Genomic DNA, 24,984 nt, shown 5'->3' on the forward strand with positions numbered 1-24,984 from the left:
ATTTTAAGTAGGAATTTTATATGCCAGTGTAAGTTTATTCAGTTTCTGTAAAGAAGAGATCAAATTGTTCTTTTCCTGCGTACTAAAATGGGTGTTCAGGTATTCATTAAAAGAGATCACAACTTCCCTTGCGAGCGCTCTTTTCTCACGGCCCAGATCAGTTAGAAAAACTTTCACCGAACGCTTGTCGCCGATAGAAGTTTCCCTATATATTAACCCCTGTTCTTCCATATTGTTTAGCATTCGTGATAAACTGGTTGCCTTAACGCCCAGTAATCCCGCCAGCTTGGAAACAGCGGTACCTTCTTTTTCAATATTGATCAGCACATAGCCAATGGCCTGCGTGATTCCGAACCCGGAAGCGATCTGATTATAAGTGTTGGAAACGTTCTGCCAAACCACCTTCAGGAAATAATCTACTGTCTCTTGTTGTTTCATTAATTACTATGCTTGCATAACAAAGCTATCGAATAAATAAATCAAATGCAAGCAAAGAAAAAAAAATTAGAAAAGGATCAGGAAGGCTTCCCGGGCAGGTGTGTCAGTTTATCTTTTAACACCAGATATTCCTTTTCCAGGTACCGGAAAGCTTTGCTCCCGACAGTCCCCTCCGCATAGTCCATCTTTTTCTTTTCATAATCCGCAGCAACCTGATCAAAACGGGATTTAACAGTCTGATACTTCGCTTTTTCTGCGATCTGTTCCGCAGTATCCGCAGCACCATTCAGGTTACCCACATAAAAACTATCAGAGATTAATCTTTCATTGGCGGATTTAAAACACACATAAACTTCCATTTGCTCCCTGATCATCCAGTCTTTATCCAGGGGGATAAAACAAGACCCATCTTCCCTTTTTCCAGCATTCAGAAAGGTACTGGCACGTTTTTTCCCCGGGTGACTAACCAGGACCAGCAGGAGATCATCCGGAAGCCCGTTTGCTTCAATACCAGAATCCCAGGTTAAGCGCAAGCCATCCCTTTCTTTGCTGACTTTCAGGTCTGCTGCCATTTCCAATGCACCCTTACTCAGCACAACTTTACTATAATCGACCTTAATGTTGGGATATACCCCGGTTAAAGCCTGTTTTTTATTGTAAGAAGTAGCCAGATTGTGCGGATTTCTAAGCGAACCTTCCGCCTCCAGCTTAAAACTCACATTGATAAAATCCTTCATGGGCTTCAACAATTCCATCGTTACCGCCATCTCCTCCCGGTTCCCCTTTTGTTTCAGCGTCGCTTTCCCCGGTTTACCCTTACTACGGCATAAGGCCTGTCCCCTTGACATATAAAACACCAGGTCTCCTATTTTTCCCGAAGGATGCCCAAATGGGCCTACTTTGCATACTGCCATGATATTATGGATTAATTCGTCTGTATTGACTTTAACCAAGATACTACTAAACAACAAGATATCCTATGGATTGGTGTTAAAAATACTAAATAAATTAGCAACCCTACACCAACCCGATGCAGGTCTAATTCAGGCCGTACAGGCAATTTTGCCCTGCAAGGCCCCAGAAACTTACCAGAAAGGCAGCACAGGAAATCACCAAACTAAAATCTCCTGCACAAAAAAACCGCCTTACCAGTTAAGGTAAGGCGGTTTTCAAATGATAAGAATACAGTCTAGTAAAGTGTAAATTCTACTCTTCTGTTTAACTGACGACCAGCGGCAGTTTTATTCGTTGCAATTGGTTGGTTTGGACCATAACCTACTGCTTCAATACGAGAAGGATTAGCACCCTGAGATACTAAATAAGCTTTTACAGCTTCTGCTCTTTCTTTAGACAAACGCATGTTTAAAGCCATAGAACCTGTATTATCAGTATGACCTGCTAATTTAAGCGCAAAGTTTTTCTCTACTAACAATGCCGCAACACGGTTTAAAGTAGGGTAAGATTTAGCACGGATTGTTGCTTTTCCTAAATCAAATTCTAAGTTTTTAATCGCCTCTTCTACTACCTTACGGTCAGCTTCAGTGATGATTACTTTTTCCTGAATTACCGGAACAGGGATTTTTAAAGCACAACCAGAACCATCAACAACGACTCCTGCTGGTGTATTTGGACATTTATCCAATTTATCAGCAACACCATCGCCATCTGTATCTTTCAACAGATCATTCATTTCAGCTCTCAATTTATCATTGTCGGCTTTTAATGAATTTGCAATTTGTTTAGCCGCTAATGCTTCTTCGTAAGTTAAAGCTACCGGATTGTTCCATGCTAGTTGTTTTGCACCTTTTTTGCCTAAAGCAAATTCTAAACCTGCATAGCCGTAGTTATATTTATCGTTGTTACCACGGTAAACACCATCAAGGTTATCACCATCAACAAAATTAACTGTCCAGCCTAAATCTAAGTTTACGCGTTCTGCCAATTTGAATTTAGCACCTAATCCAACAGGAATGATCAATTCAGAAATGGTTTTATCACCTGCATAATCCACTAAAGGACCATTAGCAGCTGCCGAAGTTTTCACTTTGTAACCTGCTAAACCAGCACCCGCAGAAGCGTACAATTGTACCGCACTGTTGGCATTGAACATGCTGATGTTAAATAAATTTACTACTGCATTTAAACTTCCTGAATAAGTAAGGTCAGTTTCGAAAGCATTTACAGCGCTTGTATTTGGCGCACCGCTTTTCCAGTTCTCCGAGTTATCACCTTTCAGTTTACCTCTAACCCCGTCTAAACGAAGGGAGAAATATGGAGTAATCTGATTCTTGATATATAATCCGTAACCCAGACTAGATTTCATATTAGAAAAATCATTTTTACCACCCAACGGAGATAATGGAGTTAAAACTCCGGCATTCACACCAATTGACCAGGTCGTCAATTCATTAGATTTTGCACCTGTTTGGTCCTGAGCCTGAACAGAACCTCCGATTAGGAGCGCAGCAATAGCTACAGGCAGGGTTTTAATAAAATTTTGTTTCATAAGATAAGTATTGAAATTATTATTACAATGTTTAATCACCGAACTCATTTCAATACTCAGGCCAATTATTTAAACTGCTTTAAACGACTGTAATTTGGGGGTAAGTGTGCAGAATTTTAGACAGCTACCAACCCAGCCATTGATCGTCGCCACGGGGGTCTGCGCCACCCTGGTAACTTCCATCTTTGGTTTTTAGAATCGCGTCTACCCTACCCATCGGGCCTCTTGGCTCTATTTTATAGCCTTTAGACTCCAGTTTAAGGCGGGTAAGGGAATCAATCGCTCCTTTCTCTGCATAAACCAAATCAGGCAACCATTGGTGGTGAAACCGCTTATTTGATACCGCCTGCTGCATATTCTGGTCAAATTCGACCACATTTAGAATGGTCTGAAAAACAGACGTTATAATCGTTGATCCACCAGGTGTACCCACCACCATAAACAGTTTCCCGTCTTTTTCGAGAATACAAGGGGTCATGGAGCTTAACATCCGCTTGCCGGGAGCGATGGCATTGGCCTCGCCACCAATTAATCCGTACATATTTGGCGCACCGGGTTTTACAGAGAAATCGTCCATTTCATTATTAAGCAAAAAACCTGCGCCTTTAACCAATACAACCGCACCATAGGAACCGTTCAAAGTAGTCGTTACCGATACCGCATTTCCCGCTTGATCGACAATAGAAAAATGGGTGGTTTCTTCGTGTTCTTTTCCTTTCGGTTCACCCGCTTTAACCGCGCTGCTCAAACTGGCTTTCGACCAGTTAAAACTGCTCATTCTATCTTTCACATATTGATCTGCCATCAGCCCCTGAGTAGGAACCTGATAAAAATCGGGATCACCAAGGTGAGTTGCACGATCTGCGTAAACCCTGCGTTCGGCTTCTACCATCAGTTGTACCGTAGAATCCTGCTGATAACCCCATCTTTTCAAAGGATAAGGTTCCACGGATTTAAGCAATTGAATGAGGGCAATACCACCACTGGAAGGCGGAGGCATGGTAATGATCTGGTATTGTTTGTAAGCACCGGTAATGGCTTTTCGCCAAACGGCCTCATACTGTTGTAAATCTGATTTGGTCAGGATCCCACCTCCACGTTTCATTTCGGCAATCAGCTGATCTGCGACTTTACCTTCATAAAAACCGGCTTTTCCATGGTCGCGGATCTGCTCCAGCGTACCAGCCAGCTCTTCCTGGATCAATAAGTCCTGCGGTGCCCATTTACCGGTTTTCAGTAAGGCCGTCCCATCGGGATTTAATTGTTGAAGCTGTGCTGCCAAACCGTTTAATTCATTGGCCTGCTGTGCGCTCAGTGGGAAACCTTTTCTGGCCAGCAAAATTGCCGGTTCCACAAGCTTTGCCCAGGGCAGCTTTCCATATTTCTGATGCGCGGCAACCATGCCGGCTACGGATCCAGGAATTCCGGATGCCAGTGGGCCATATAGGCTTTTATCTACGATCGGGGCACCGGATTGATCCAGATACATGTCTCTGGAAGCCGCAGCACCTGCTTTTTCTCTAAAATCAAGGGTATTGGTTTCGCCAGCAGCAGCACGGTAGACCATGAAACCACCGCCACCGATATTTCCGGCATTGGGATATACGACGGCCAGCGCAAACTGTATGGCTACGGCTGCATCTACAGCATTACCGCCTTTTTTCAGGATATCCAGACCTACTTTAGAAGCAAAAGGACTGGCGGTAACCACCATCCCATTGCGGTATGTTGATTTACTGTTTTTAACAGGCCCGCTGCCGGCACAACCTGAAAGCAGGAAGGCCGCAATCAGCACAAATCCATTAACTTTTAAAAACAACCTTTCTTTACTCACTAGTCTGTGCCTTATAATCTGCTGCATCCGTATATATTTTCTCGATCACTATTCCGTTTTTCTCCAGAATGACCTTTCTTTTTAAGCTTAATTTCGGGGTCAGTTCACCGCCTTCGATGCTCCATTCTTTGGAAAGCAAGGCTACGCGTTTCACTTGTTCCCATTTACCAAATTCTTTGCCGCTATAAGCCACAATTTCATCGAATTTTTTCAAGACCGATGGGTCTTTGATCATTAATTCATTGGTGGTATAAGGGATTCCTTTTTTCTCGCACCAGGCTTTTAAAGCCGCAAAAGTAGGAATAATCAAGGCCGATGGGAACTTTCTGTTTTCACCGAGTACCATCACCTGCTCGATTAATGGCGATTCTTTCAGTTTATTTTCCAGCATTTGTGGCGCTACATATTTACCGCCTGCAGTTTTAAAAATCTCTTTCTTACGATCTGTGATTTTTAAGTACCTGCCTTCGATCAATTCGCCAATATCTCCGGTATGGAACCAGCCATCTTTATCGATGGTTTCGGCCGTCATTTCCGGCTGGTTATAATAACCTTTCATGATGTTATGTCCCCGGGCCAGCACTTCGCCATCCGCAGCAATTTTAACTTCCACCCCGTCAATCGGAGGACCAACCGTTCCAAATCTGGCGGCACCGTGGTAGTTTACGGTAATCACCGGAGAAGTTTCTGTCAGTCCGTAGCCTTCAAATACCGGCATTCCTGCCGCCCAGAAGATACGGCATAAACGTGGGTTTAGCGCTGCACCTCCGGAAACGATCACCACGATTTCTCCACCCAGGGCTTCCTGCCATTTTTTAAAGACCAGCTTTCTCGCGATACTCAGTTTGAAATTATAAAAAGGCCCGTTATCAAATTCAAATTTCTCCGCAACAGCTAACGCCCAGAAGAAGATTCCTTTTTTGATCCCCGTCAGTGCTTTTCCTTTTTCCATGATTTTATCATAGACTTTTTCCAGCAAACGCGGAACGGTAGAGAAGGCATTGGGTTTCACGAACTGTATGTCGGCCACAATGGTTTCCATACTTTCTGCATAATAAATGGCTGATCCTTTAAACATATAAAGGTAAATGATCATGCGTTCAAAAATATGCGACAAGGGTAAAAAGCTCAGGGCTTTGTTTAGTCCTTCAGGCACCAATACAGAAGATTTTTCAAAGTTTTTCACCAGGTTATCATGCGTAAGCATGACACCTTTTGGCGTACCGGTGGTGCCGGAGGTATAGATTAAGGTTAAGATGTCTTCCGGTGTTACGGCTTTACGGTAGACTTCCAGGTCAAGGTCTGGCTGTGCTTTTCCGGCTTCAACCAGTTCTTCCCAGGAAGCCACGTCCTTCACCGGATTGAAACTGTAAACTTTCACTTCATGTTTCAGCTGCGCACATGCGGCTTTCACTTTTTCATAGATCAGCTCATCGGCAACAAAAACGGTAGTCACTTCCGCATTTTCCAGAATAAATTTAATATCATGTTCGGCAAGTGTCGGATATAAAGGAACCTGATAGGCGCCCAGCTGTACAATTGCGAAATCCGTAATGTTCCATTCCGGACGATTGGCAGACATAACCGCTACTCTGGAGCCTTTTTTTACCCCTATGCCAACCAGTCCTCTGCTCAAAGCATCAACCGTTTCACAAAAATGTGTTGTACTATATTTCTTCCACTCCCCTTTAACCTTACCACTGATAAACTCCGCTTTGGGAAAATTCTCTAAATTGTATTGAAGCAAATCAAATACGCGTGTGATATTTACAGCCATATGTGGTTATTTTTATAATTAATACCTGGTCCTTTCTCAAATCTAACAAATTATATGTGCTATTAAAACCAATTATTATAATGGTATGTTTTCTTTTGTACAGAATAAACAGGAGAAGATTTTGTGGCCCTGCCTGTATTTTAAAACCCGTTCAGCCGCGCAGATTTAAGCAGTATTGAAGGAGTAGCCTGGCTCAAAATATGGCTTTCCAGCATCCTGAGCGCAGTTATAAACCAAAAGTACGGCATCTGTAACCCCGGGTAAAACTATATAACCTTTCCAGATAAATCCCCGCACAAAACGACATAATCACGGGAAATATTACAGAAAAAACACTTTAGCATGACTTACGGCACAATAGTTGTAAGGCTAGGAATCGGTTACAAAAATTAATTAAAAACACAATTATGAAGAAATTACTTACTATTATTTGTTTATCAGTGATTGCTACGTTTGCATTCCAATCTACTTCAAACGCGCAAAGTTACAAGAATGCTATTGGTGGACGTTTTGGTGCGGCTAATGGCGTTACTTTTAAAACAACATTGGGTGGCAACAAAATGATAGATTTAATTGCCAACTTTAGATCAAGCGGTAACTATAGCTATTTCCGTGTAACAGGATTATACGAAATCTATAACCCAATCAGCAATGCTTCCGGCTTAAACTGGTACTATGGTATTGGTGGTACTGTAGGATCTGTGAAATACAAACCACATAACGAAAGCGATCTTTACTTAGGTTTAGATGGTGTTTTAGGTCTGGATTATAAATTTGCTGATGCGCCGATCAACCTTTCGTTAGACTGGAAACCAGCTATCGGATTGGTTCCTGAAACTGAATTTGACGCTTCTGGCGTAGGACTATCTTTACGTTTCACTTTCTAAGTCAACGTTATTCTAAAAAGGAAAAGGGTTAAGCGGTATGAATTTCATACTACTTAACCCTTTTCTATTTATAAAGCCGCTTTAATTAAAGCGGCTTTATTTTAAACGCCCATCCAGCCTTTACGTACGGCAACTTCTGCTGCCGTAGCATTCGGGTCGATAACTGCGATCAGTTTAACATTTGGGTTCGCTTTTAGCGTTACTTTGAAATCACGTATTTCGCCATCTCTTCTCACTCTCACGATAACCACATCACCAACTTTACTATCCGCAATTACCGGCATGCGCTCTAATGCCGCTTCTACCGGAATATCGTTTACGCTGATTACTTCATCATTTACATTTAGTCCATCTACCCAGGCAGCCGAATTTCTCGATACCGCAGAGATGTAGATTCTTCCTTCTGTTTTCTTAGAAGCGACACCGATATAAGGAATTTGTTTTCCTTCGTTTTCATTTTTCACGCGGATTCCAGCATAACCGAAGTATTTATCATACTCCAAAGGATGCGTTCCCGTTACATATTTAGCCCAGAAATCAGTAAAGTCTTTGCCACTGATTTTTTCTACCATCGCTTTAAATTCCGCATCGGTATAACCTCTATTCAGTTTCTTTCCCTGCAGGTACATGGCTTTCATCACATCATCCAGGCTTTTCTTTCCTTTAGTAGCATTGGCAATTTCGATGTCCATGATCAGACCGACAACTTCACCTTTACTGTAGTAAGAAACGCCGGTATTGCTTGAGTTTTCATTTGGTCTGTAACCTTTAATCCAGGCATCATAACTAGATTCTGCTGCGGATTGCACTTTAGCACCCGGTGTATTGGTTACCGTAGCTACTGCGGTGGCCAGGCCATCCACAAAAGTTGGCTGGTCTACAAAACCTGCACGCAATACCAGTTTATTCTCATAGTAAGAAGTGAAACCTTCAGATACCCATAGGTTAGTCGTATAGTTTTCATTGTCGTAATCAAATGGGCCTAAAGCAATCGGGCGCATTCTTTTTACGTTCCATAAATGGTAGTACTCATGGGCCACCAAATTCAGGAAGCCTAAATAACCATCTGGTTTATTGTAGGCATTGCGGGAAGCCCCAAGCACCGTAGAGTTCAAATGCTCTAAACCACCACCACCTCTTTCAAAGTTGTGTACAATAAAGGTATAATGCTTGTTTGGGTTTTCGCCGTAAATGGCTGTTCCCTGTTCTACAACTTTCGCCATATCTACTTTTAAGCGTTCTTTATCGTAGTTACCACCACCAAACATGGCTACGGTATGTTTTACACCAGAAGCATCAAATTCGAAGATGTCCTGATTTCCAACCTCTATCGGGCTGTCAAATAAGGTGTCAAAGTCTGCTGCTTTATAAGTGAATTTTTGTCCGGCAACCGGCTCTAAACCTGTAGACACCTGCGTCCATCCTTTATAAGGAATTACTTTTACCGTGCTCGGCAGGTTCAGCATCCCATCAGGATACATGAAAATTCCTGTACTAGATAAAAATGCGTGACGATCATCGATGAAAGAAGTACGCACAGAAACTTCAAATGCATACACTCTATATTTAATTTTAACGTTTTTTGCTTTTGCAGAATAGATTCTCCAGGCATTCTTTTTTACTTTCTCTACTTTCGCAGCTTTGCCGTTGGCAGTAGCTGTAAAATCTTCTACACTTTTCTCGAATTCGCGGATCAGGTAAGAACCCGGTGCCCATGTTGGCATCTTCACATCCACAAAATCTTTGGTTAGTCCGGAAATATTCATTTCCATTTCTACATAATGTGCTTGCGGCTCTATAAAGCTCAGTTCAAAAGCTACTTTTACCTGCGATTTTGCGGTCATACTTAATGATAGTAATACTACTAACCCTGTTAATGTTTTTTTCATTGAATTGTTTTCCTGCTGATTTATATATTCCCCTACACGCCTGTTTTCAAAGCGGCATTTTTTTTTGTGAGCTAAACCATCTGTCCTTTTCCCGGTCATACTGTTTCGCAAATTTATAATTTATCCGTTTCTGTTGCCTTTAAAATGGTAATTAAGCTGTAACATACTTAATACAAGCTATTAGAGGCGGTTTAAATAAATATTTTTGCTTGTTAAATTATCCTATTCAGCACACAAATATGAAACTAAGGTACATTATCTATACCCTCATCGCTCTAGGCATCGCCTATTTAGTTTACTACCGAATCTCTGCCAATAAAAAAATCGCCGGTGATGGTCCCGGAATGTCGAAAGGCAAAGGTGGTCCGGCAAAGGGATTACAGGTAAACGGGATGGTGGTTTCGACCAGTGATTTCAGCAGTAATCTGGACATTACCGGAACGCTGGAAGCCAATGAAACTGTAGATCTTCGTTCTGAGGTATCTGGATTGGTGACTAAAATTAATTTCAAAGAGGGTTCTAATGTAACGAAGGGTAGTTTATTGGTGAAGATCAACGACCGCGACATTCAGGCGCAACTACAGGATGCTTTAACTAAACAACGATTGAGTGCCACCAATGAAAACAGGTCTAAACAGCTGTTGGAAAAAGGAGCGATCAGTCAGGAAGAATATGATACTTCGCTTGCCAACCTGCAATCTTTAAAAGCACAGGTAAATCTGGTTCGCGCCCAGCTGGCAAAAACGTCTATATATGCGCCATTTAGCGGAAAAATTGGTTTACGCTCCATTTCGGAAGGCGTTTACCTGACCCCTACCATGGTGATTGCCAATTTATCGAGCATCAACCCTTTAAAACTCAGCTTTTCTGTACCGGAGAAATACATCGGACAAGTAAGATCAGGTGCAGACATTTCCTTTACTACGGATGGTTATCCGAAAACATTTACCGGTCGAGTGTATGCGATAGAGCCAGGCATCAATACCGCCACCAGAACTTTACAAATCAAAGCATTGGTTCCTAATGCAGATCAGGAACTTCGTCCGGGTTCTTTTGCGAAAATTAAGATCGACTTAACGACCACCAAAAATGCCATTCTGATTCCTAATGAAGCCATCATTCCGGTATTGAAAGGAAAAACCGTATTCATCAGCAAAAATGGAAAAGCAAATCAGGTTCCGGTAGAAGCGGGCACCCGTACTGCGGAAAACATTATGATCACTTCCGGATTAAAAGTTGGAGATACCGTATTAACAACCGGTGCCATGTCTTTAAAGCAGGATGCTCCTGTGAAAGTTACACTGGTTAAAAATTAAGTTTTATATATGAGTATTTCAACCACCAGTATAAAAAGGCCCGTTCTGGCCATCGTGATGAACCTGATGATCCTCCTTTTCGGAGTGATCGGCTATAATTTTCTGGGTGTCCGGGAATACCCGAACATCGACCCTACGGTAGTTTCTGTGCGGACTTCCTACCCGGGTGCCAACTCTGATATTATCGAATCGCAGATTACCGAACCCCTGGAGAAATCCATCAACGGGATAGACGGGATCAGAAACATTTCCTCTTCCAGTAACCAGGGAAGCAGTAACATTACCATAGAATTTAACCTGAATAAAGACATCGATGATGCCGCCAATGACGTTAGGGATAAAGTTTCCCAGGCAGCCAGAAGTTTGCCGAAAGACATTGATGGAAATCCGGTAGTCAGTAAGGCCGATGCCAACTCGGATGCCATCATCACCATGACCATTCAAAGTGATAAACGGAATGTAATGGAGTTGAGTGATTATGCAGAAAACGTGATTGCCGACCGCCTCCAGACCATTACCGGGGTCAGTAGCGTACAAATCCAGGGACAACGGAAATATGCCATGCGCATCCGGATTTCTCCGGATAAACTGGCTGCTTACGGTTTAACGACCCAGGATATTGTAACGGCATTAAACAATGAAAACGTAGAATTGCCTTCCGGAAAAATTACCGGTGCCAATACCGAACTGATTGTAAAAACATTGGGTAAACTAACCAATGAGGACGAATTTAACAACCTGATCCTGAAAAATGATGGTGATCAGGTGGTTCGTTTAAAAGATGTGGGCTATGCCGCTTTAGGTTCTGAAAACGAAGAAACGATTTTAAGAGAATCCGGAAAACCGATGGTTGCCGTTGGTCTGATTCCTCAGCCAGGGGCCAATTACCTGGAGATTTCTAAGGAATTTGACAAAAGATTTGAGCAGTTAAAGAAAGACATTCCGGAAGATATTAAACTGAATATCTCTTTAGACAATACGAAGTTCATCAAAATGTCGGTAACGGAAGTTGCGGAAACCATCATGTTATCACTGGTGCTGGTGATCCTGATCATTTACCTGTTTTTCAGGGATTGGGCCATTGCCATTCGTCCGCTGATTGACATTCCGGTATCCCTGGTTTTCACCTTCTTTATCATGTACATTTTCGGCTTCTCCATCAATGTATTGTCGCTCCTGGCGATTGTACTGGCTACCGGTCTGGTGGTGGATGACGGGATTGTCGTGACGGAAAACATTTTCAAAAAGGTGGAGGAAGGCTATTCGCCTTTCGAAGCCGCAATTAAAGGTTCCAATGAGATTTTCTTTGCCGTTATTTCGATCTCGGTAACGCTGGCCGCAGTATTCCTGCCGGTGATCTTTATGGAAGGATTTGTGGGGCGGCTCTTCCGGGAATTCGGAATTGTGATCGGCGCTGCCGTCCTCATCTCGGCATTTGTGTCCTTAACCCTGACTCCGATGCTGAATGCTTACCTGATGAAAAAAACAGGGCATAAGAAGTCTAAGTTCTACAACATGACAGAGCCTTTCTTTGTGAAGCTAAATGAAACTTATGCGGAAAACCTGAATAAATTCCTGGATAAAAAATGGCTGGCCATTCCGATTATTGTAGTCTGTGTGGCTATTATCGGACTTTTCTGGCAGCTTTTACCCAAAGAAACTGCTCCTTATGATGATAGAAGTGCCATCAATATGAGAGTAACTACTCCGGAGGGTTCTTCTTTTGAATATACGGATCGTTTCATGATGAAAATTGCGCAGATGATCCAGGATTCTATTCCGGAAAAGAAAGTAAACATTACGATTACTTCTCCGGGATTTGGTGGTTCGGGTTCTACCAACAGTGGTTTCATCCGGATGGGCTTAAGTGATCCGGGAGATCGTACGATGACTCAGGATCAGATCGCGGCAAAGCTGACCAAAATTACCAGAGGTTATACCGAAGGGAAAGTGGTGGTGACGCAACAGCCTACGATTTCTGTGGGCCGTCGTGGTGGCTTGCCGGTGAACTATATCATCCAGGCACAGAACTTCGAGAAGCTTCGTGATAAAGTGCCTTTGTTTATGGATGAGGTGGCTAAAGATCCAACGTTTACCACTTCTGATGTAGACCTTAAATTTAATAAACCGGAGATCGATTTAACCATCGACCGTGATAAAGCGAGAAATCTGGGGGTATCGGTTTCCGATATCGGCCTTGCCTTACAATTGGGATTAAGCGGACAACGTTTCTCTTATTTCTTTATGAATGGCAAGCAGTACCAGGTGATCGGGCAGTTTGAAATGAGTGATCGCAAAGATCCTTTAGACCTGAGTTCCGTATATGTGCGGAATGACAAAGGTGAGCTGATTCAGATTGATAACCTTGTGACGGCAAATGAAAAAAGTAGTCCGCCACAATTGTACCGGAACAACCGTTTCATTTCTGCCACGGTTTCCGCAGGTCTGGCACCTGGTAAAAGTATCGGTGACGGTATTGCGGCCATGGACAGGATTGCGGCAAAGGTACTCGACGAATCCTTCTCTACAGATTTAGGCGGGGAGTCCAGAGATTTCCAGGAAAGTTCTTCGAACACCATGTTTGCTTTTGGTTTGGCGCTCTTACTGGTGTACCTGATTTTATCTGCACAGTTCGAAAGTTTTGTAGATCCGGTCATCATCATTATCACCGTTCCACTAGCCGTTGCCGGTGCGTTTTTATCGCTATGGCTCTTCGGACAAAGCTGGAATATCTTTAGTCAGATTGGAACGATTATGCTCATCGGGCTGGTGACCAAGAATGGTATCCTGATCGTGGAATTTGCCAATCAGCTGAAAGAAACAGGCAAGAGTGTGCATGATGCCATTCGCGAAGCTTCGGTTTCCAGATTAAGGCCGATTTTAATGACCAGTCTGGCGATTGCCATTGGCGCATTACCAATTGCAATGGCTTTAGGTGCTGCCGCAAAAAGTAGAATGGGGATGGGTATTGTCATCGTTGGGGGAACTTTATTTGCCCTGATCCTGACCTTATTCGTGATCCCGGCCATTTACTCGTACTGGTCAAAAGAACATAAAGCAAATACAGAATTAGACCTTTCGCTGAAAGCCGCATTGGCAGAAGAAGCGTCAGAAAAACTAGCGAAGACACATGAACCAGCTTAATCACTTTCAGCTCCTGAAATTCAGGAAGCTATTGTTCCCCATTGCCCTGTTGCTGATTGGCAGTACCACTGGTTTTGCCCAGCAAAAACTGAGTCTGGAAGAAGCCATCAGCACGGCCTTAAAGAACAATTACGACATCAAGCTCGTGAACAATGATATCCGCATTGCGAAAAACAATGTGAACCCGGGGAATGCAGGGATGCTGCCACAACTGACCGCCGATTACAGCAAGGGCGGCAGCAGACAAAATACAGTGCAAACCGCAGCTACCGGGGTAGAGAAAAAATCAGATGGGGTACGGAGTACCAACCAGAATTATGGCGCTGCATTGGGCTGGACGATCTTTGATGGTTTCCAGATGTTTGCCAATTACGACCGCTTGAAAGAATTGCAGAAACTGGGTGAAGTAAATTCCAAAGGAACGATCTTAACCACTGTTGCCGATGTCATCAGCGGTTATTATGCCGTTGCCAGACAACAGCAATTGGTGATGGCCACAGATACTGCCCTCGACATTTCTAAAATGCGCTTAACCATTGCCCAGAATAAACTGGCCATCGGAAGAGGTTCCAAATTGGATGTACTTGCTGCAACGGTAGATTATAATGCGGATACTTCTGCTTACCTGCAACAGAAAAACCTGTTGAGGAACAGTATGGTGACCTTAAATCAAGTGATGGCGCGGGACCTGAACCTTGTTTTCCAGGTAGACGAAGCGATTAACATCGAACAAAACCTGAATTATACGGAACTGGTTGGTTTAACGGAACAGTTGAGCCCGACGCTACAATCTGCTTTTATCAATAAGAAAATTGCAGAATTAAACTTAAAGCAGGTCAAAGGACAACGCTACCCTACGGTTGGCTTAAACGGTGGTTATGAGTTTTCGAATAGCACCAGTCCGACGGGCTTTAACCAGAAGTTCCGCGCCCAGGGCTTCACCTATGGCGTTACCGCCAGTCTGAACCTGTTTAACGGCTTTTTACAGCGCCAGAATGAGCGCAATGCGAAAATAGAAATCAATTCTTCGGAGCTTAACCTGGAGAAAATGCGCCTGGATCTGAATGCGCAGTTATTGTCTGCTTTTCAAAATTACCAGACCAATCTGGAGCTTTTGAAAGTAGAGCAGCACAATCTGGACATTGCGAAACAGAATCTTGACATTACCCTGGCGAAATACCGCCTGGGCAGTATTCCTCCATTGGAGCTTCGGGAGGCCCAAAGAAACTCTATAATGGCGATTACCCGTTACCTGGATGCACAATACCAGGCAAAGCTGACAGAAATCAGCTTAAAAGAAATTAGCGGAACGTTAAATATTCAATAAGATTGTTATTTTTAGCGAATGATACTAGTAGCAGACAGCGGTTCTTCGAAAACAGACTGGATGGGATACACCCCGGAAGCAACCATTAGCTTTAGCACTCAAGGAATTAATCCTTATTTTCTAAATGCTCATGATATTTTTAAGCTTTTTTCGAAGAAGAAAGAAATTGCCGCTTATGCTGAACAGGTCAAAGAAATTTACTTTTTTGGTGCCGGCTGCTCTTCGCCAGACAAAGTAGAGGTAATTTCTAACGGGATTTCCTCTTTTTTCACCCAGGCTTATGTTTCTGTGGAGCATGATCTGATCGGCTCTGCGTATGCAACCTGTGGAGATCAGGAAGGTCTGACCTGTATTTTGGGCACTGGTTCCAACATTTCTTATTACGATGGACAAACTGTTCATCCCGGTCGTCATGGCTTAGGCTATGTATTGGGTGATGAAGGATCGGGTACTTTTTTCGGTCGCAAGATGATCACCGGCTACCTTTATGGAACCATGCCGGCAGAACTGCGTGTTGCTTTTGCTAAGGCTTATCCGGTGGATAAAGAAACGGTGGTGACCAACCTGTATCAGAAACCTTCGCCAAATACCTACCTCGCTTCCATCAGCCGTTTTATGGCAGACCATACCGATCATCCTTATATTATACAGATTTTAAGAGATGGTTTTCAGGAATTTGTGGATAGCAATGTGAAAGATTACGCCAATTATAAAACGTTGGATTGCCATTTTGTAGGTTCTATTGCTTTTTATTATCAGGATATCCTTCGGGAAATCTGTGCAAAAAACCAGGTGCATGTAGGTAAGATCTACCAGAAACCGATCACGGGCATTTTCAATTATATCTTAAGAAAAGAAGGCATTACTGTTTAGGTAATGCCCGCTTTAACTTATTCCCCTATTAAATTACTCCTGATTTTCTATTCTTCTGTTCATTTCTAGTCTGACCATCAGGGCCATCCGCTCTAATTTCTTACGGTCTTCTTCGCTGAATACCCTTGGGTTTTTATCTACGATACAAACCGATCCGACCCTAAAACCTTCATCTGTGGTAATGGCTGCTGCCGCATAAAAGCCCAATCCAGCTTCTCCCACAAACATTGGGTTCGAAACCAGGACCGGATTCTGTATTAAATCTTCAAATACGGTTACGCTTTCATTTAATATGGCTAATGAGCAGAGGCTCATTCCCCGTACCATTTCACTACCCGTCTGGCCATGCTGGTCTGCTTTTGTCCATACCACATCCCGATCCACAAAGTTGATCATGGCAATAGGTGTATTCATCATAGTTGCGGTGACCGCAGCCAGCTGATCAAAGAAAGGTTCCGTTTTGGTGTATAATATCTTGTATTTTTTTAAATTTTCTAATCTTGCCTCTTCATCCAATGAAATCAGAAGCCCCCCCATGTTGTTTTCCAATTTTTTAAGATCTAATTATTACCTTTTAACAATTACCATACCCGGGTATGGTCTATCTCTATGGTAGACAGGAAAAAATGTATATTGAAACCAAATCAATCCCTATAGCATCTTTGTGCAATAATTTCTGCCAAATGCAAAGACGCCGCTTGCTACTCGAATAACAACCGGCTCATAAACAGCGCATAACGACCTGGGTTTCACCGGGTAATTATTACTCAATCTGTTGATTTAATAGCCTATTTTACTACGCTACCTGATTCATAAAATACTTTATTAGCCTAAATATAAATAGAGGTGCCCTCACACCAATTCAGTGTATAACACTGAATATCAATCAAAAGTAATCAAATTCCTTAAGTTTCTTAAAAAATAATAATTAGACTGTTTTAACGAATCACTTTCTCCGATTTGCTAAATTCCCATACATTTTTAGCAGACTTCAGATATTCGACCTTGAAGCTCTCATTAGGAGGTAAAGTGAAGTGAAAAACCAGGATGGTTTCGTTAGGATCTTTGGGTAAAAAGCCGGGAAGTAAGGTATCCGCAACCATTTGTATGTGACTTTCTGGGTAATTCATATGCAAATCTAAGGATAGAAATCAGGATCATGTTCATTATGAGTAAAATTTATCTTATTATTGATGGTCATTTAGTAATTAGTTACAATGAAATCTAATATTAGCCTCTTAATGTTTTTGCTGTTAAGCCTTTCCGGGCTGGCACAGGAAAACCCACGGTCTACGCAATATATATTCAACAATTATTTGTTCAATCCTGCTGTTTCCGGAATCGACAATTACACGGATGTGAAACTCGGTTACCGGGCACAGTGGAAAGGATTGGAGGGGGCACCGGTTACCCAATATGTTTCTATTCATGCGCCTATAGGTGAAGATTTTGTAAGAAGCTCTGTGAACTCCTTTTCCGGTAGCGGAGAAAACCCGCTGAGTCGAAGTTATGTGAACTCTTATACCGCTGCCGAACCGCACCATGGGATTGGATTCTATGCGATTACAGATAAGGCCGGACGGGTACGCCAAACCAATGTGAATGCCACTTATGCGTACCACCTGGGACTGAGTTACGACCTGAATCTTTCGGTAGGGATTTCCGGCGGAATGGGTTCTACAAGTATTGATGTGAAAAGTGTAAATGTTGACAATAGCAGTGATCCTTTGCTGACGGCAGATTACAACAATAAGATCAGGCCGGATGTAGGTTTTGGCGTTTGGTTGTATAGTCCACGATTCTTTCTTGGCGGTTCTGCCAAACAGCTGTTAGGCTACCGCGCCCCAACTGAAGTAAAAAGCACCAGTTTATCCGCCTACCAGACCACCGTTTTCTATGGTACTGCCGGTTATAAATTCTTTGTAGATGAAGATATTGCCATGATCCCTTCTGCGCTGTTAAGTTATTGGATCTCTGCGCCACCTACCCTGGATGCCAGTGTAAAGATCGCGTATCAGGATAAATTCTGGGTTGGTGGAAGTTACCGCAACAATGACTCTTTCTCTGCCCTGGTGGGCTTAAACTTAGGCTCCTTCGTTAATGTCAGCTACTCTTATGATGTAACCACTTCTGCCTTAAGATCCGTGAATAACGGAACGCATGAAATCGTGCTGGGCATTTTGCTCAATAACAGGTATCAGGCAAAATGCGCCACCAGACAATTTTAATTTCCAAAGCCGGTTTGCTCCGGTTTGCTTAGTTTATTTCGGTTTACTTCTGCTTACTTAACGCAACAGCGTTAAGCTCCCTCCCAAAGGTTTGCAATCGGCCCTGAGGTCTATCACATAATAATAGGCTCCGGCAGGAAGGTCTTTTCCTCTAAAGCGGCCATCAAAAGGTTTGTTGTACTGACCCAATGATTCATAGACCAGTTGTCCACTTCTGGTATACAGCTTAATGTCTACGTTCACTTTTTCCGGTAATCCGGAAATCATCCAGTAATCATTCATCCCATCCCCGTTAGGTGTCATGGTGTTCTTGATATCGAGGTTGTCATTGGTGACTTCTACTTTCACTTTCCGGAACTCACTGGTACAGGTTCCCAGTTTGCGGCGAAGGTAATAATCAGCGGTTTTAGAGGCTTTAAAAACGAAACGTCCGTTGGTAGATTCCATGATCGGTGCGGAATCGTTTTCGTCCTGGAACAGCTGGTAAGTCCCTTCTTCAGGTGCCACCACAGGCAGCATAATTTCGGTAGCGTAACATACCCGAAGGTCGTTCATTACCGGGGTTGGAATTACGATCGCTGGATTGGCAATCGTAAAAACCTGACTCACCGCCAGGCCGCAGGCGGTCTGGTCTTTAACAGTCAGCGTATATTTTCCTTCCGGTACGCCAATCAGGTCTTGTGTTGATTGTACTCTGGCACCAGCTTCGTTAGTCCAGGTAAAGGCATAAGGAGGAAGACCTCCGTTGATGCGCACATCTTTAACCGACCCCCGCAGCAAAGTACAACCATCGTCTGTGGCTACACCACTGGAAGGTTCGATCACCAGTAAAGGAATATTGCCTATTACAAATGGCCCAAGCTTAACCACACAACCATTTCGGTCATAAGTGTATAAGGTATAGCTCCCCGCTTCCAGGTCTTTCAATTCCCGGAAGGTTCCTGCCCTGTCTATATTGTTGGCATCTTTCCATTGGAAATTAAATGGAATCGGAGAATCAGAAGCATAATCAATTAAGATTCTACCATTGATTTTTTCGCAGGTAGTTGGGCTGATCGTTGGATTGAACAGGTAGATCGGTAATGGCGTTGCCGCTACATTGAAGGTGGCGATCTGCGTACAGTTTGCATTGCTCAGGCTGGCCACCAAACGGTAGCCCCCTGCTTTCAGACCAGTTAATGGCGGAATGATACTTCCGGGGATATAACCAGTTACTTTTATAATGCTGGCTCCGGAAGGTGCAAACCATTCGTACTGATCTGCATTGATGATGGTCACATTGCTGATCTGTCCGTTATCTTCATTACAGGTTGTATTTCTGATTTGTCCCTGGCTGATGGCAATGGTATTGATGATCCCGATTGTATATTCTCTCATGACCGGAGAACAGGCTCCGTCGTCGTATACGGTTAAGCGGTACCGGCCGCCTTCCATACCTGTTAAATCCAGGGTATTGGCTATTCCGGGTGTAATCACATCTCCGTTGTTCGGATTTAATTTATCCCAGTTATATCGTAATGCTCCCGTCTCATCGTCGATCGTTAATCTGGTGATTGAGCCATTGGCCTGACCGCAGCTGGCCTGGGTAATGAGTATAGCAGAAGTATTGACAACCGGCATTGGTTTTCTGACGATAGTGGTAACCGGGGAAGTCTGCTCGCATCCAGCCTCATCTTTGGCGATCACATAATAACTCCCTTCTTCGAGACTAATCTGTCTCCCGGTGCCTATGGAAAGACCGGTCGCCTGATTGAACCATTCGTAAGTTACGATTCCTTTTCCCCGTTCGGCATTGGCGCTAAACGTAAATCGCCTGTCTCCGCAACCGGGTGCGGGAACAAAAATAGATGCTGCCCCCAGACGCTGGTCTTTAATCTCAAAAAGTGGCGCATGCTTAATCACTTTACAACCATCGTTGATGACCAGTTCATATTGTCCTTCTTTCAGATTCAGAATTTCCTGTGCAGTGCCCAGGTCCTGGCGCTGTACACCATCGGGCAAAATTTTATACCATTGGAAAGTAATCCCTTCCCTTGGTTCCAATACTTTTATAGAGCCATCACCCAAACAGGTTACATCTTCTACGATAGCTTCATTGGGTAGCAGATCTCCGTTTGCAAAAGGAGAAGTAGTCGTATTTTGTAAACTGGCAGTGGCGGTTACATTTCTATTTTGCGGCACCGGGGATTGCCAGCGGCCATCGCTTCCGGTAAGTACCGTTGCAAAATATTCCTTGCCCTCACAATTCGGACAATTGTCGGTATAAAACAGTTCTACTTCCGAGTTGGGCATCGCTTTCCCGGAAACAAAACCGTTGCGTTTTACGAGCAGCTGAATATAGGGTTGCAGAATAAAATTGGTTAATCCGATTCCGGTATTGACATTACAATAGAAACTGTTCCGTGTAATTCTTACGGGTTTATTGGATACCGATTCAAAACCGAAATCATTATAAGCAATGGTGTTTCCGTCTCCGGCATCACCACCACCAATGGTTCCTTTGCCTTCGGTTTCTATTTTGATCCCGATGCCGTTTTTCATGTTCTCCGTTCCTGCGGTACCCGTACCTATTTTATTTCCCGTCAATACAAAGTCTGCATTTTTGATCGAGATTCCCTGCGTCCTGTTCCCCGAAACGATATTATTCCGCATGGTTACATTGGCGCCGGGCGCATCTATTTTTACCCCTGAAATCTCCAGTCCGGCCGAAGAAAGAAATAAGGCCAATCGCTGATAATCGTTTGTTCCGGTATAGTTTGTTCCAATTTTATTGTTGATGATGTTAATCTCATACCTGACATTGTTGTATTGGTTGATCCGGTTGATGACCACATTATATTGGTTTGCAGAAATCACATTTCCTTCATTCGCGTTATCACCTCCGATATTGATGGAGGTTTCATCCAGACTTGCCCGGATTCCGGTTACATTTGATTTTGCGGTGATCCCGTCGTAATTGACTCCGATTAAATTGGACTGGATGCTGATCGGACTTACCGGGGCACCAAAGTTATAATAGGAGCTCATCATCTGGATTCCATTTAAGTTTCCACTGATCACATTCCCTTTTCCCGGGGCACCGATTTTGATGTTACTGGCTCTGTAGAGGATCACAATTCCGGAGCCCTGGTTTTGGTTCACATTTCTCAGGTCGGTAATCTGTGCAAAGTCTTTCAGATATAAACCATAGATTTCTACGTTAGACACCGGGACATAAGTACTATAGTCGTTCCCTATTGTTAATCCGGGAAAGGTGTTTCCGATCGGCCGCTCAGGTTCCAGGATTACTTTTGCACCAGACACGCCCAGCGTAGACCAGCTCTGTGTACTGGCATCAATAACTACATTGGAAGGGATGAGGGGCAAAGCACTACGCAAGCGAATGGTACGGTCGCCATCAGTGTTGGCTGGTCCTGGAATACTGAACTGAATGATATATGGAAGGGTTCTATTGGCGGGTATCGCTGCCAAAGCGGCTCTTAAAGAACCTGGACCCGCATCCAAAATGTTGGTTACCTGAACAGTTTGGGCATTAGCTTTCCCGAAGCAGAAGAGCAAAAATACCAGTATGGTATATATAGAGTAGCGCATAATTGAAAAATAAGGACCAATTTACATTATTATAGAATGCAGTGGTAAATGTTTTTTCAACAAAGTGTTGATTATGAACTGAAAAGTAAAAACCCCGGTTGATAAAAGCGCTTTTCAGGGCTTTCATCAACCGGGGTTTACCGGGAATTTATAATTAACCTTTAAGTTATTATCTCTTAGTGACGATAAACTCGGTACGTCTGTTTAAGGCGCGACCTTCCGGATTATCTTTTCCATTTTTAAATTTGTTTTCGGCGATTGGCCTGCTCATGCCATAACCTTTACTGGTCATGCGGCTTGGGTCGATCCCTTTACTCACCAGGTAATCCACACATGATTTCGCCCTTCTATCGCTCAGGTCGAGGTTATACTCGGGAGTACCTTTACTATCGGTATGGGCACTCAGTTCAATTTCAATCGTTGGATTATCGACCAGAATGGTATATAGGAAATCCATCTTCTCTTTGGAGGCCTCCGTCAGTTCGGCTTTATCAAATTCATAAAGCACATTTTTCAACTCGATAGGTCCCGGTGGCCATGGCACCAGACAAATATCTTCGGTTAATAAGGTATCTTTTTGTGCCAGCTGGTCATAAGAATAAGTCAGGATTTTATCAAAGAAGTCCTTTTTTGAAGCTGTAATTTTTAACTGGCGGTTGGTGTTCAGTTTGAAACTGTACTTTCCATCCGGGCCGGTTGTAAACATGAACCGCTGTAAAGAATCCGAGACGGTAATCATTACATTTTCCAATGGCTTGCCATCTTTACAGTTAAACACCTGACCTTTCAGGTTCAGGAATTCACGTTTCAGGTGGAATACTTCCAGGCAGCATAAAGACTCCCTGTCGGAACTGATATAACCTTCCTCATCCTCGTCATCTGCCGGAGTAAAGTAAAGATCATCTTTGGAAGAGTTCATTGGGTAGCCCAGGTTACGGGGATCAGACCAGCTATCGAAATCGCCTTCACTTTCGTAGAAGTCGAAACCACCAAGCCCTACTTTTCCATTGCTGCTGAACAGTAATTTTTTAGTTCTGACGTTGTAGTATGGTGCTTCTTCATCACCGGCAGTATTGATGGTATTGCCCATATTGACGGCTTGCCCAAAAGATCCGTCTGGACGAATGGCGCAATACCATAAATCATATTTACCAAATCCACCCGGACGATCCGAAGAGAAGATCATATATTTTCCATTTTTACTGACAAAAGGCTGCATGGAATTGAAGCCATTGATATTGATACTTCCACTCAGTTCTACCGGATCAGACCAGGCTGAAGTGGAAGAACTCCGGTTGGCCTGATAGATCTTTCTGGTTTCTTTTTCATTCCATCCGGTCAGGAACATCGCCTTTCCATTTGGAAGAAAAGCAGGTGCCGCAAGCTCTTTATCTTTTACATTGATGGCTACTTTGGTCACGGTGATTTTTTCCTTCATCAGGCTTCCGGTTGCTTCATAGATCGCATTGATATAAGGACTTTGTTTTCTGGTCACCTTTGCACCGCTTTTATCATCCGATAAGACTACGCTTTTACCTTTACTATCTACCGGTCTGGAAGAGGTAAAATATAAGGTACTGCCTCTTAGTAATGGCGTGTAATTAGAACCTGCCTGATTGATATCGTTGTTTAATCTGGCCAGTTTAAATAGTCTCGGGTGACTGACTTCATACAAAGCAAACTCGCAGGAAGCAATCCCTGTTTTCGCTTTTTCCTGGTATTCCCCCTGGCCGTTATTTTTCTTCAGAAAGGTTTTGAAAGCTTTAATTGCTTCCTCATAATTCTGATTGGCTCTTAGGGTAACGCCATAATAGAAATCGGCAAGTTTGTATTTAGGGTTGCTAAAAGTCATGGCAATGGCATACCATTTTTCGGCATCTCTATAGTTTTTATATTGTCTTAAAGACTCCGCCAGCTGGTAGACAGAATATTCGTAATCTTCTTTCTTCGGGCTATCTTTTGTCAGCTTATTTACGAAACCGTAAGGGACAACAAATCCGGCAGTATCCGCAGAAATCTGCAGGGCTTTTTTATAATATTCCGCAGCAGCATAATATTCTTTATTTTGGTAATAGATGTCTGCAACCCTTTTACTGTTGGTTACAAACTGAGCAGAAGCAATACTGCCAAGCAGCATAAAGACGAGTAATAATCTAAGTTTCATGATACGTAGGGTTATAATCTTGGACAAAAGAAATTAGGACCGATAATTCCTTTTCTTCGGGTAAAGGAGATCGACAACTCCAATCCTCCCTGACTTTGGGTGGCTTTATTGAGGCTGGAGGTATTGAAATCATAACTTACCCCAATCACCATATTTTTAATATTTACCCCAAAGAAGGCAATTGCAGCATCGTCTACCCTATAGTTTGTGCCGAACATCAGATCAGTTTCTGTATTGACCATTACTTTGGCATAAGCGCCAATAGAGGTTTCTTTGGCCGTACCTTGTTTCATATACAGGGCATTTGGGGTAATGTCAAGCATATCGGTTACCCTTACTCTTGCACCACCATGGGCGGCATAGCGGATCGGCATTTTAACATCAGCTCCTAAGAACTTATCTACCGGTCTGGTTAAGTGGGCAGCCATTGCACCACCAAACACATTCACGGTCTGGTCTGGATTTCCATCAAAATACATCACCCCTACATTCACATCAGGAACCAGCGTATTGGTGGCACCATAATTTTCGCCGATCCCAAAGCCCGGATCATAACCTGTTTCCGGGTTAAACTGACTTCCGAGGGTAATTTTGGAAGCGTTAAAACTTTTGTTAATGATCCCTGCCTGCACCCCGAAGTTGATCATATTCAATCCGGTTTGTCCGAAGTGAATGCGGTAAGCAGCAGAGGCGAGGGCACTCAGGTGATTGTAGCCGATATCTCCGGCATTCTGATTTAAGATCATTCCACCAAAGGCCAGGTTTTTAACGGGGGCCATATCAAATGACGCACCCCCGGTTAAAAACGAATTGGCAATAGACCCCCATTGTTGTTTTGCATTGATGGAGACACGATAGTCGCCATCTATAACCCCCGTCATGGCCGGGTTCAGCCATAACGGATTGGCATAATATTGTGAGAAGTGAGGATCGACTTGTGCCATAACCCTTTCTGCTCCCAGATTTAAAAACGCGCTTAGTATAATAATTCGAATTAGGTTCTTCATAAG

At 43.2% G+C, this 24,984-nt stretch carries 18 protein-coding genes; 7 read left to right on the forward strand and 11 right to left on the reverse strand.

Going from position 1 to position 24,984, the window contains the following annotated elements; translation table 11 throughout:
* Window positions 1-3: 3 nt before the first annotated feature.
* The 5 genes from R2Q66_RS04170 to R2Q66_RS04190 form a co-directional block, all read right to left on the reverse strand.
* Window positions 4-438 carry a MarR family winged helix-turn-helix transcriptional regulator gene (locus tag R2Q66_RS04170; protein ID WP_316746747.1) on the reverse strand — a complete coding sequence of 145 codons (435 nt, stop codon included), beginning with the start codon at window positions 436-438 and terminating at the stop codon, window positions 4-6.
* A 77-nt stretch (window positions 439-515) separates the two neighbouring features.
* Window positions 516-1,352 (reverse strand): DUF6266 family protein, encoded by an 837-nt coding sequence (locus R2Q66_RS04175; protein ID WP_316746748.1) that lies wholly within the window; start codon window positions 1,350-1,352, stop codon window positions 516-518.
* 275 nt (window positions 1,353-1,627) lie between these two features.
* The gene (locus R2Q66_RS04180; protein ID WP_316746749.1) at window positions 1,628-2,944 is read right to left on the reverse strand and encodes a DUF6089 family protein; all 1,317 of its coding nucleotides are present in this window, start codon (window positions 2,942-2,944) and stop codon (window positions 1,628-1,630) included.
* A gap of 124 nt (window positions 2,945-3,068) precedes the next feature.
* Window positions 3,069-4,805, reverse strand: coding sequence for a gamma-glutamyltransferase (ggt, locus tag R2Q66_RS04185; protein ID WP_316746750.1), 1,737 nt, complete (start codon window positions 4,803-4,805; stop codon window positions 3,069-3,071).
* On the reverse strand, window positions 4,771-6,555 hold the full coding sequence (locus R2Q66_RS04190; RefSeq protein ID WP_316746751.1) for a long-chain fatty acid--CoA ligase: 1,785 nt from the start codon (window positions 6,553-6,555) through the stop codon (window positions 4,771-4,773). The genes ggt and R2Q66_RS04190 overlap by 35 nt, the downstream gene beginning before the upstream one ends.
* A gap of 407 nt (window positions 6,556-6,962) precedes the next feature.
* On the opposite strand from R2Q66_RS04190, the gene R2Q66_RS04195 reads away from it, so the two are divergent.
* Complete coding sequence (locus R2Q66_RS04195; RefSeq protein WP_316746752.1) at window positions 6,963-7,442, forward strand: hypothetical protein; 480 nt, start codon at window positions 6,963-6,965, stop codon at window positions 7,440-7,442.
* A 101-nt stretch (window positions 7,443-7,543) separates the two neighbouring features.
* Here the strand turns inward: R2Q66_RS04195 and R2Q66_RS04200 are convergent, their stop codons facing one another.
* Window positions 7,544-9,331, reverse strand: coding sequence for a M61 family metallopeptidase (locus R2Q66_RS04200; protein WP_316746753.1), 1,788 nt, complete (start codon window positions 9,329-9,331; stop codon window positions 7,544-7,546).
* A 239-nt stretch (window positions 9,332-9,570) separates the two neighbouring features.
* Between R2Q66_RS04200 and R2Q66_RS04205 the strand changes: the two genes are divergently transcribed.
* Genes R2Q66_RS04205 through R2Q66_RS04220 form a run of 4 tightly spaced genes read left to right on the forward strand, consistent with a single transcriptional unit; the run spans window position 9,571 to window position 15,991 of the window.
* Window positions 9,571-10,647, forward strand: a complete 1,077-nt coding sequence (locus R2Q66_RS04205) for an efflux RND transporter periplasmic adaptor subunit (RefSeq protein WP_316746754.1) — start codon at window positions 9,571-9,573, stop codon at window positions 10,645-10,647.
* Window positions 10,648-10,656: 9 nt separating this feature from the next.
* Window positions 10,657-13,791, forward strand: coding sequence for an efflux RND transporter permease subunit (locus R2Q66_RS04210; protein WP_316746755.1), 3,135 nt, complete (start codon window positions 10,657-10,659; stop codon window positions 13,789-13,791).
* Window positions 13,778-15,118: a TolC family protein gene (locus tag R2Q66_RS04215; protein ID WP_316746756.1), complete on the forward strand. Its 1,341-nt coding sequence runs from the start codon at window positions 13,778-13,780 to the stop codon at window positions 15,116-15,118. The genes R2Q66_RS04210 and R2Q66_RS04215 overlap by 14 nt, the downstream gene beginning before the upstream one ends.
* 18 nt (window positions 15,119-15,136) lie before the next feature.
* Window positions 15,137-15,991 (forward strand): N-acetylglucosamine kinase, encoded by an 855-nt coding sequence (locus R2Q66_RS04220; RefSeq protein WP_316746757.1) that lies wholly within the window; start codon window positions 15,137-15,139, stop codon window positions 15,989-15,991.
* 33 nt (window positions 15,992-16,024) lie between these two features.
* Here the strand turns inward: R2Q66_RS04220 and R2Q66_RS04225 are convergent, their stop codons facing one another.
* Together R2Q66_RS04225 and R2Q66_RS04230 are read right to left on the reverse strand one after the other, a co-directional pair.
* Entirely contained in the window at window positions 16,025-16,540 is a 516-nt protein-coding gene (locus R2Q66_RS04225) for a GAF domain-containing protein (RefSeq protein ID WP_316746758.1), read from the reverse strand.
* A 389-nt stretch (window positions 16,541-16,929) separates the two neighbouring features.
* Window positions 16,930-17,121: a hypothetical protein gene (locus R2Q66_RS04230; RefSeq protein WP_316746759.1), complete on the reverse strand. Its 192-nt coding sequence runs from the start codon at window positions 17,119-17,121 to the stop codon at window positions 16,930-16,932.
* 87 nt (window positions 17,122-17,208) lie between these two features.
* Between R2Q66_RS04230 and R2Q66_RS04235 the strand changes: the two genes are divergently transcribed.
* Complete coding sequence (locus R2Q66_RS04235; protein ID WP_316746760.1) at window positions 17,209-18,219, forward strand: type IX secretion system membrane protein PorP/SprF; 1,011 nt, start codon at window positions 17,209-17,211, stop codon at window positions 18,217-18,219.
* 57 nt (window positions 18,220-18,276) lie between these two features.
* On the opposite strand, the gene R2Q66_RS23885 is transcribed toward R2Q66_RS04235, so the two are convergent.
* Window positions 18,277-18,774 carry a gliding motility-associated C-terminal domain-containing protein gene (locus R2Q66_RS23885; protein WP_410479380.1) on the reverse strand — a complete coding sequence of 166 codons (498 nt, stop codon included), beginning with the start codon at window positions 18,772-18,774 and terminating at the stop codon, window positions 18,277-18,279.
* Here R2Q66_RS23885 and R2Q66_RS23890 point away from each other — a divergent pair.
* Window positions 18,773-18,823, forward strand: a complete 51-nt coding sequence (locus R2Q66_RS23890) for a hypothetical protein (RefSeq protein WP_410479381.1) — start codon at window positions 18,773-18,775, stop codon at window positions 18,821-18,823. The genes R2Q66_RS23885 and R2Q66_RS23890 overlap by 2 nt on opposite strands.
* 3,156 nt (window positions 18,824-21,979) lie before the next feature.
* Here the strand turns inward: R2Q66_RS23890 and R2Q66_RS04245 are convergent.
* Window positions 21,980-23,974 (reverse strand): OmpA family protein, encoded by a 1,995-nt coding sequence (locus R2Q66_RS04245; protein WP_316746763.1) that lies wholly within the window; start codon window positions 23,972-23,974, stop codon window positions 21,980-21,982.
* Window positions 23,975-23,985: 11 nt separating this feature from the next.
* The gene (locus R2Q66_RS04250) at window positions 23,986-24,981 is read right to left on the reverse strand and encodes a PorP/SprF family type IX secretion system membrane protein (protein WP_316746764.1); all 996 of its coding nucleotides are present in this window, start codon (window positions 24,979-24,981) and stop codon (window positions 23,986-23,988) included.
* Window positions 24,982-24,984: the final 3 nt, after the last annotated feature.

Source organism: Pedobacter gandavensis, assembly GCF_032677645.1.
Classification (GTDB): Bacteria; Bacteroidota; Bacteroidia; order Sphingobacteriales; family Sphingobacteriaceae; genus Pedobacter; species Pedobacter gandavensis_A.

Bases quoted from the DNA above. Each gene is read 5' to 3' on its own strand.
- R2Q66_RS04170 (WP_316746747.1), bottom strand. From the start codon at position 438: ATGAAACAACAAGAGACAGTAGATTATTTCCTGAAGGTGGTTTGGCAG.
- R2Q66_RS04175 (WP_316746748.1), bottom strand. From the start codon at position 1,352: ATGGCAGTATGCAAAGTAGGCCCATTTGGGCATCCTTCGGGAAAAATA.
- R2Q66_RS04180 (WP_316746749.1), bottom strand. From the start codon at position 2,944: ATGAAACAAAATTTTATTAAAACCCTGCCTGTAGCTATTGCTGCGCTC.
- ggt (WP_316746750.1), bottom strand. From the start codon at position 4,805: ATGCAGCAGATTATAAGGCACAGACTAGTGAGTAAAGAAAGGTTGTTT.
- R2Q66_RS04190 (WP_316746751.1), bottom strand. From the start codon at position 6,555: ATGGCTGTAAATATCACACGCGTATTTGATTTGCTTCAATACAATTTA.
- R2Q66_RS04195 (WP_316746752.1), top strand. From the start codon at position 6,963: ATGAAGAAATTACTTACTATTATTTGTTTATCAGTGATTGCTACGTTT.
- R2Q66_RS04200 (WP_316746753.1), bottom strand. From the start codon at position 9,331: ATGAAAAAAACATTAACAGGGTTAGTAGTATTACTATCATTAAGTATG.
- R2Q66_RS04205 (WP_316746754.1), top strand. From the start codon at position 9,571: ATGAAACTAAGGTACATTATCTATACCCTCATCGCTCTAGGCATCGCC.
- R2Q66_RS04210 (WP_316746755.1), top strand. From the start codon at position 10,657: ATGAGTATTTCAACCACCAGTATAAAAAGGCCCGTTCTGGCCATCGTG.
- R2Q66_RS04215 (WP_316746756.1), top strand. From the start codon at position 13,778: ATGAACCAGCTTAATCACTTTCAGCTCCTGAAATTCAGGAAGCTATTG.
- R2Q66_RS04220 (WP_316746757.1), top strand. From the start codon at position 15,137: ATGATACTAGTAGCAGACAGCGGTTCTTCGAAAACAGACTGGATGGGA.
- R2Q66_RS04230 (WP_316746759.1), bottom strand. From the start codon at position 17,121: ATGAATTACCCAGAAAGTCACATACAAATGGTTGCGGATACCTTACTT.
- R2Q66_RS04235 (WP_316746760.1), top strand. From the start codon at position 17,209: ATGAAATCTAATATTAGCCTCTTAATGTTTTTGCTGTTAAGCCTTTCC.
- R2Q66_RS23885 (WP_410479380.1), bottom strand. From the start codon at position 18,774: ATGAACGACCTTCGGGTATGTTACGCTACCGAAATTATGCTGCCTGTG.
- R2Q66_RS04245 (WP_316746763.1), bottom strand. From the start codon at position 23,974: ATGAAACTTAGATTATTACTCGTCTTTATGCTGCTTGGCAGTATTGCT.
- R2Q66_RS04250 (WP_316746764.1), bottom strand. From the start codon at position 24,981: ATGAAGAACCTAATTCGAATTATTATACTAAGCGCGTTTTTAAATCTG.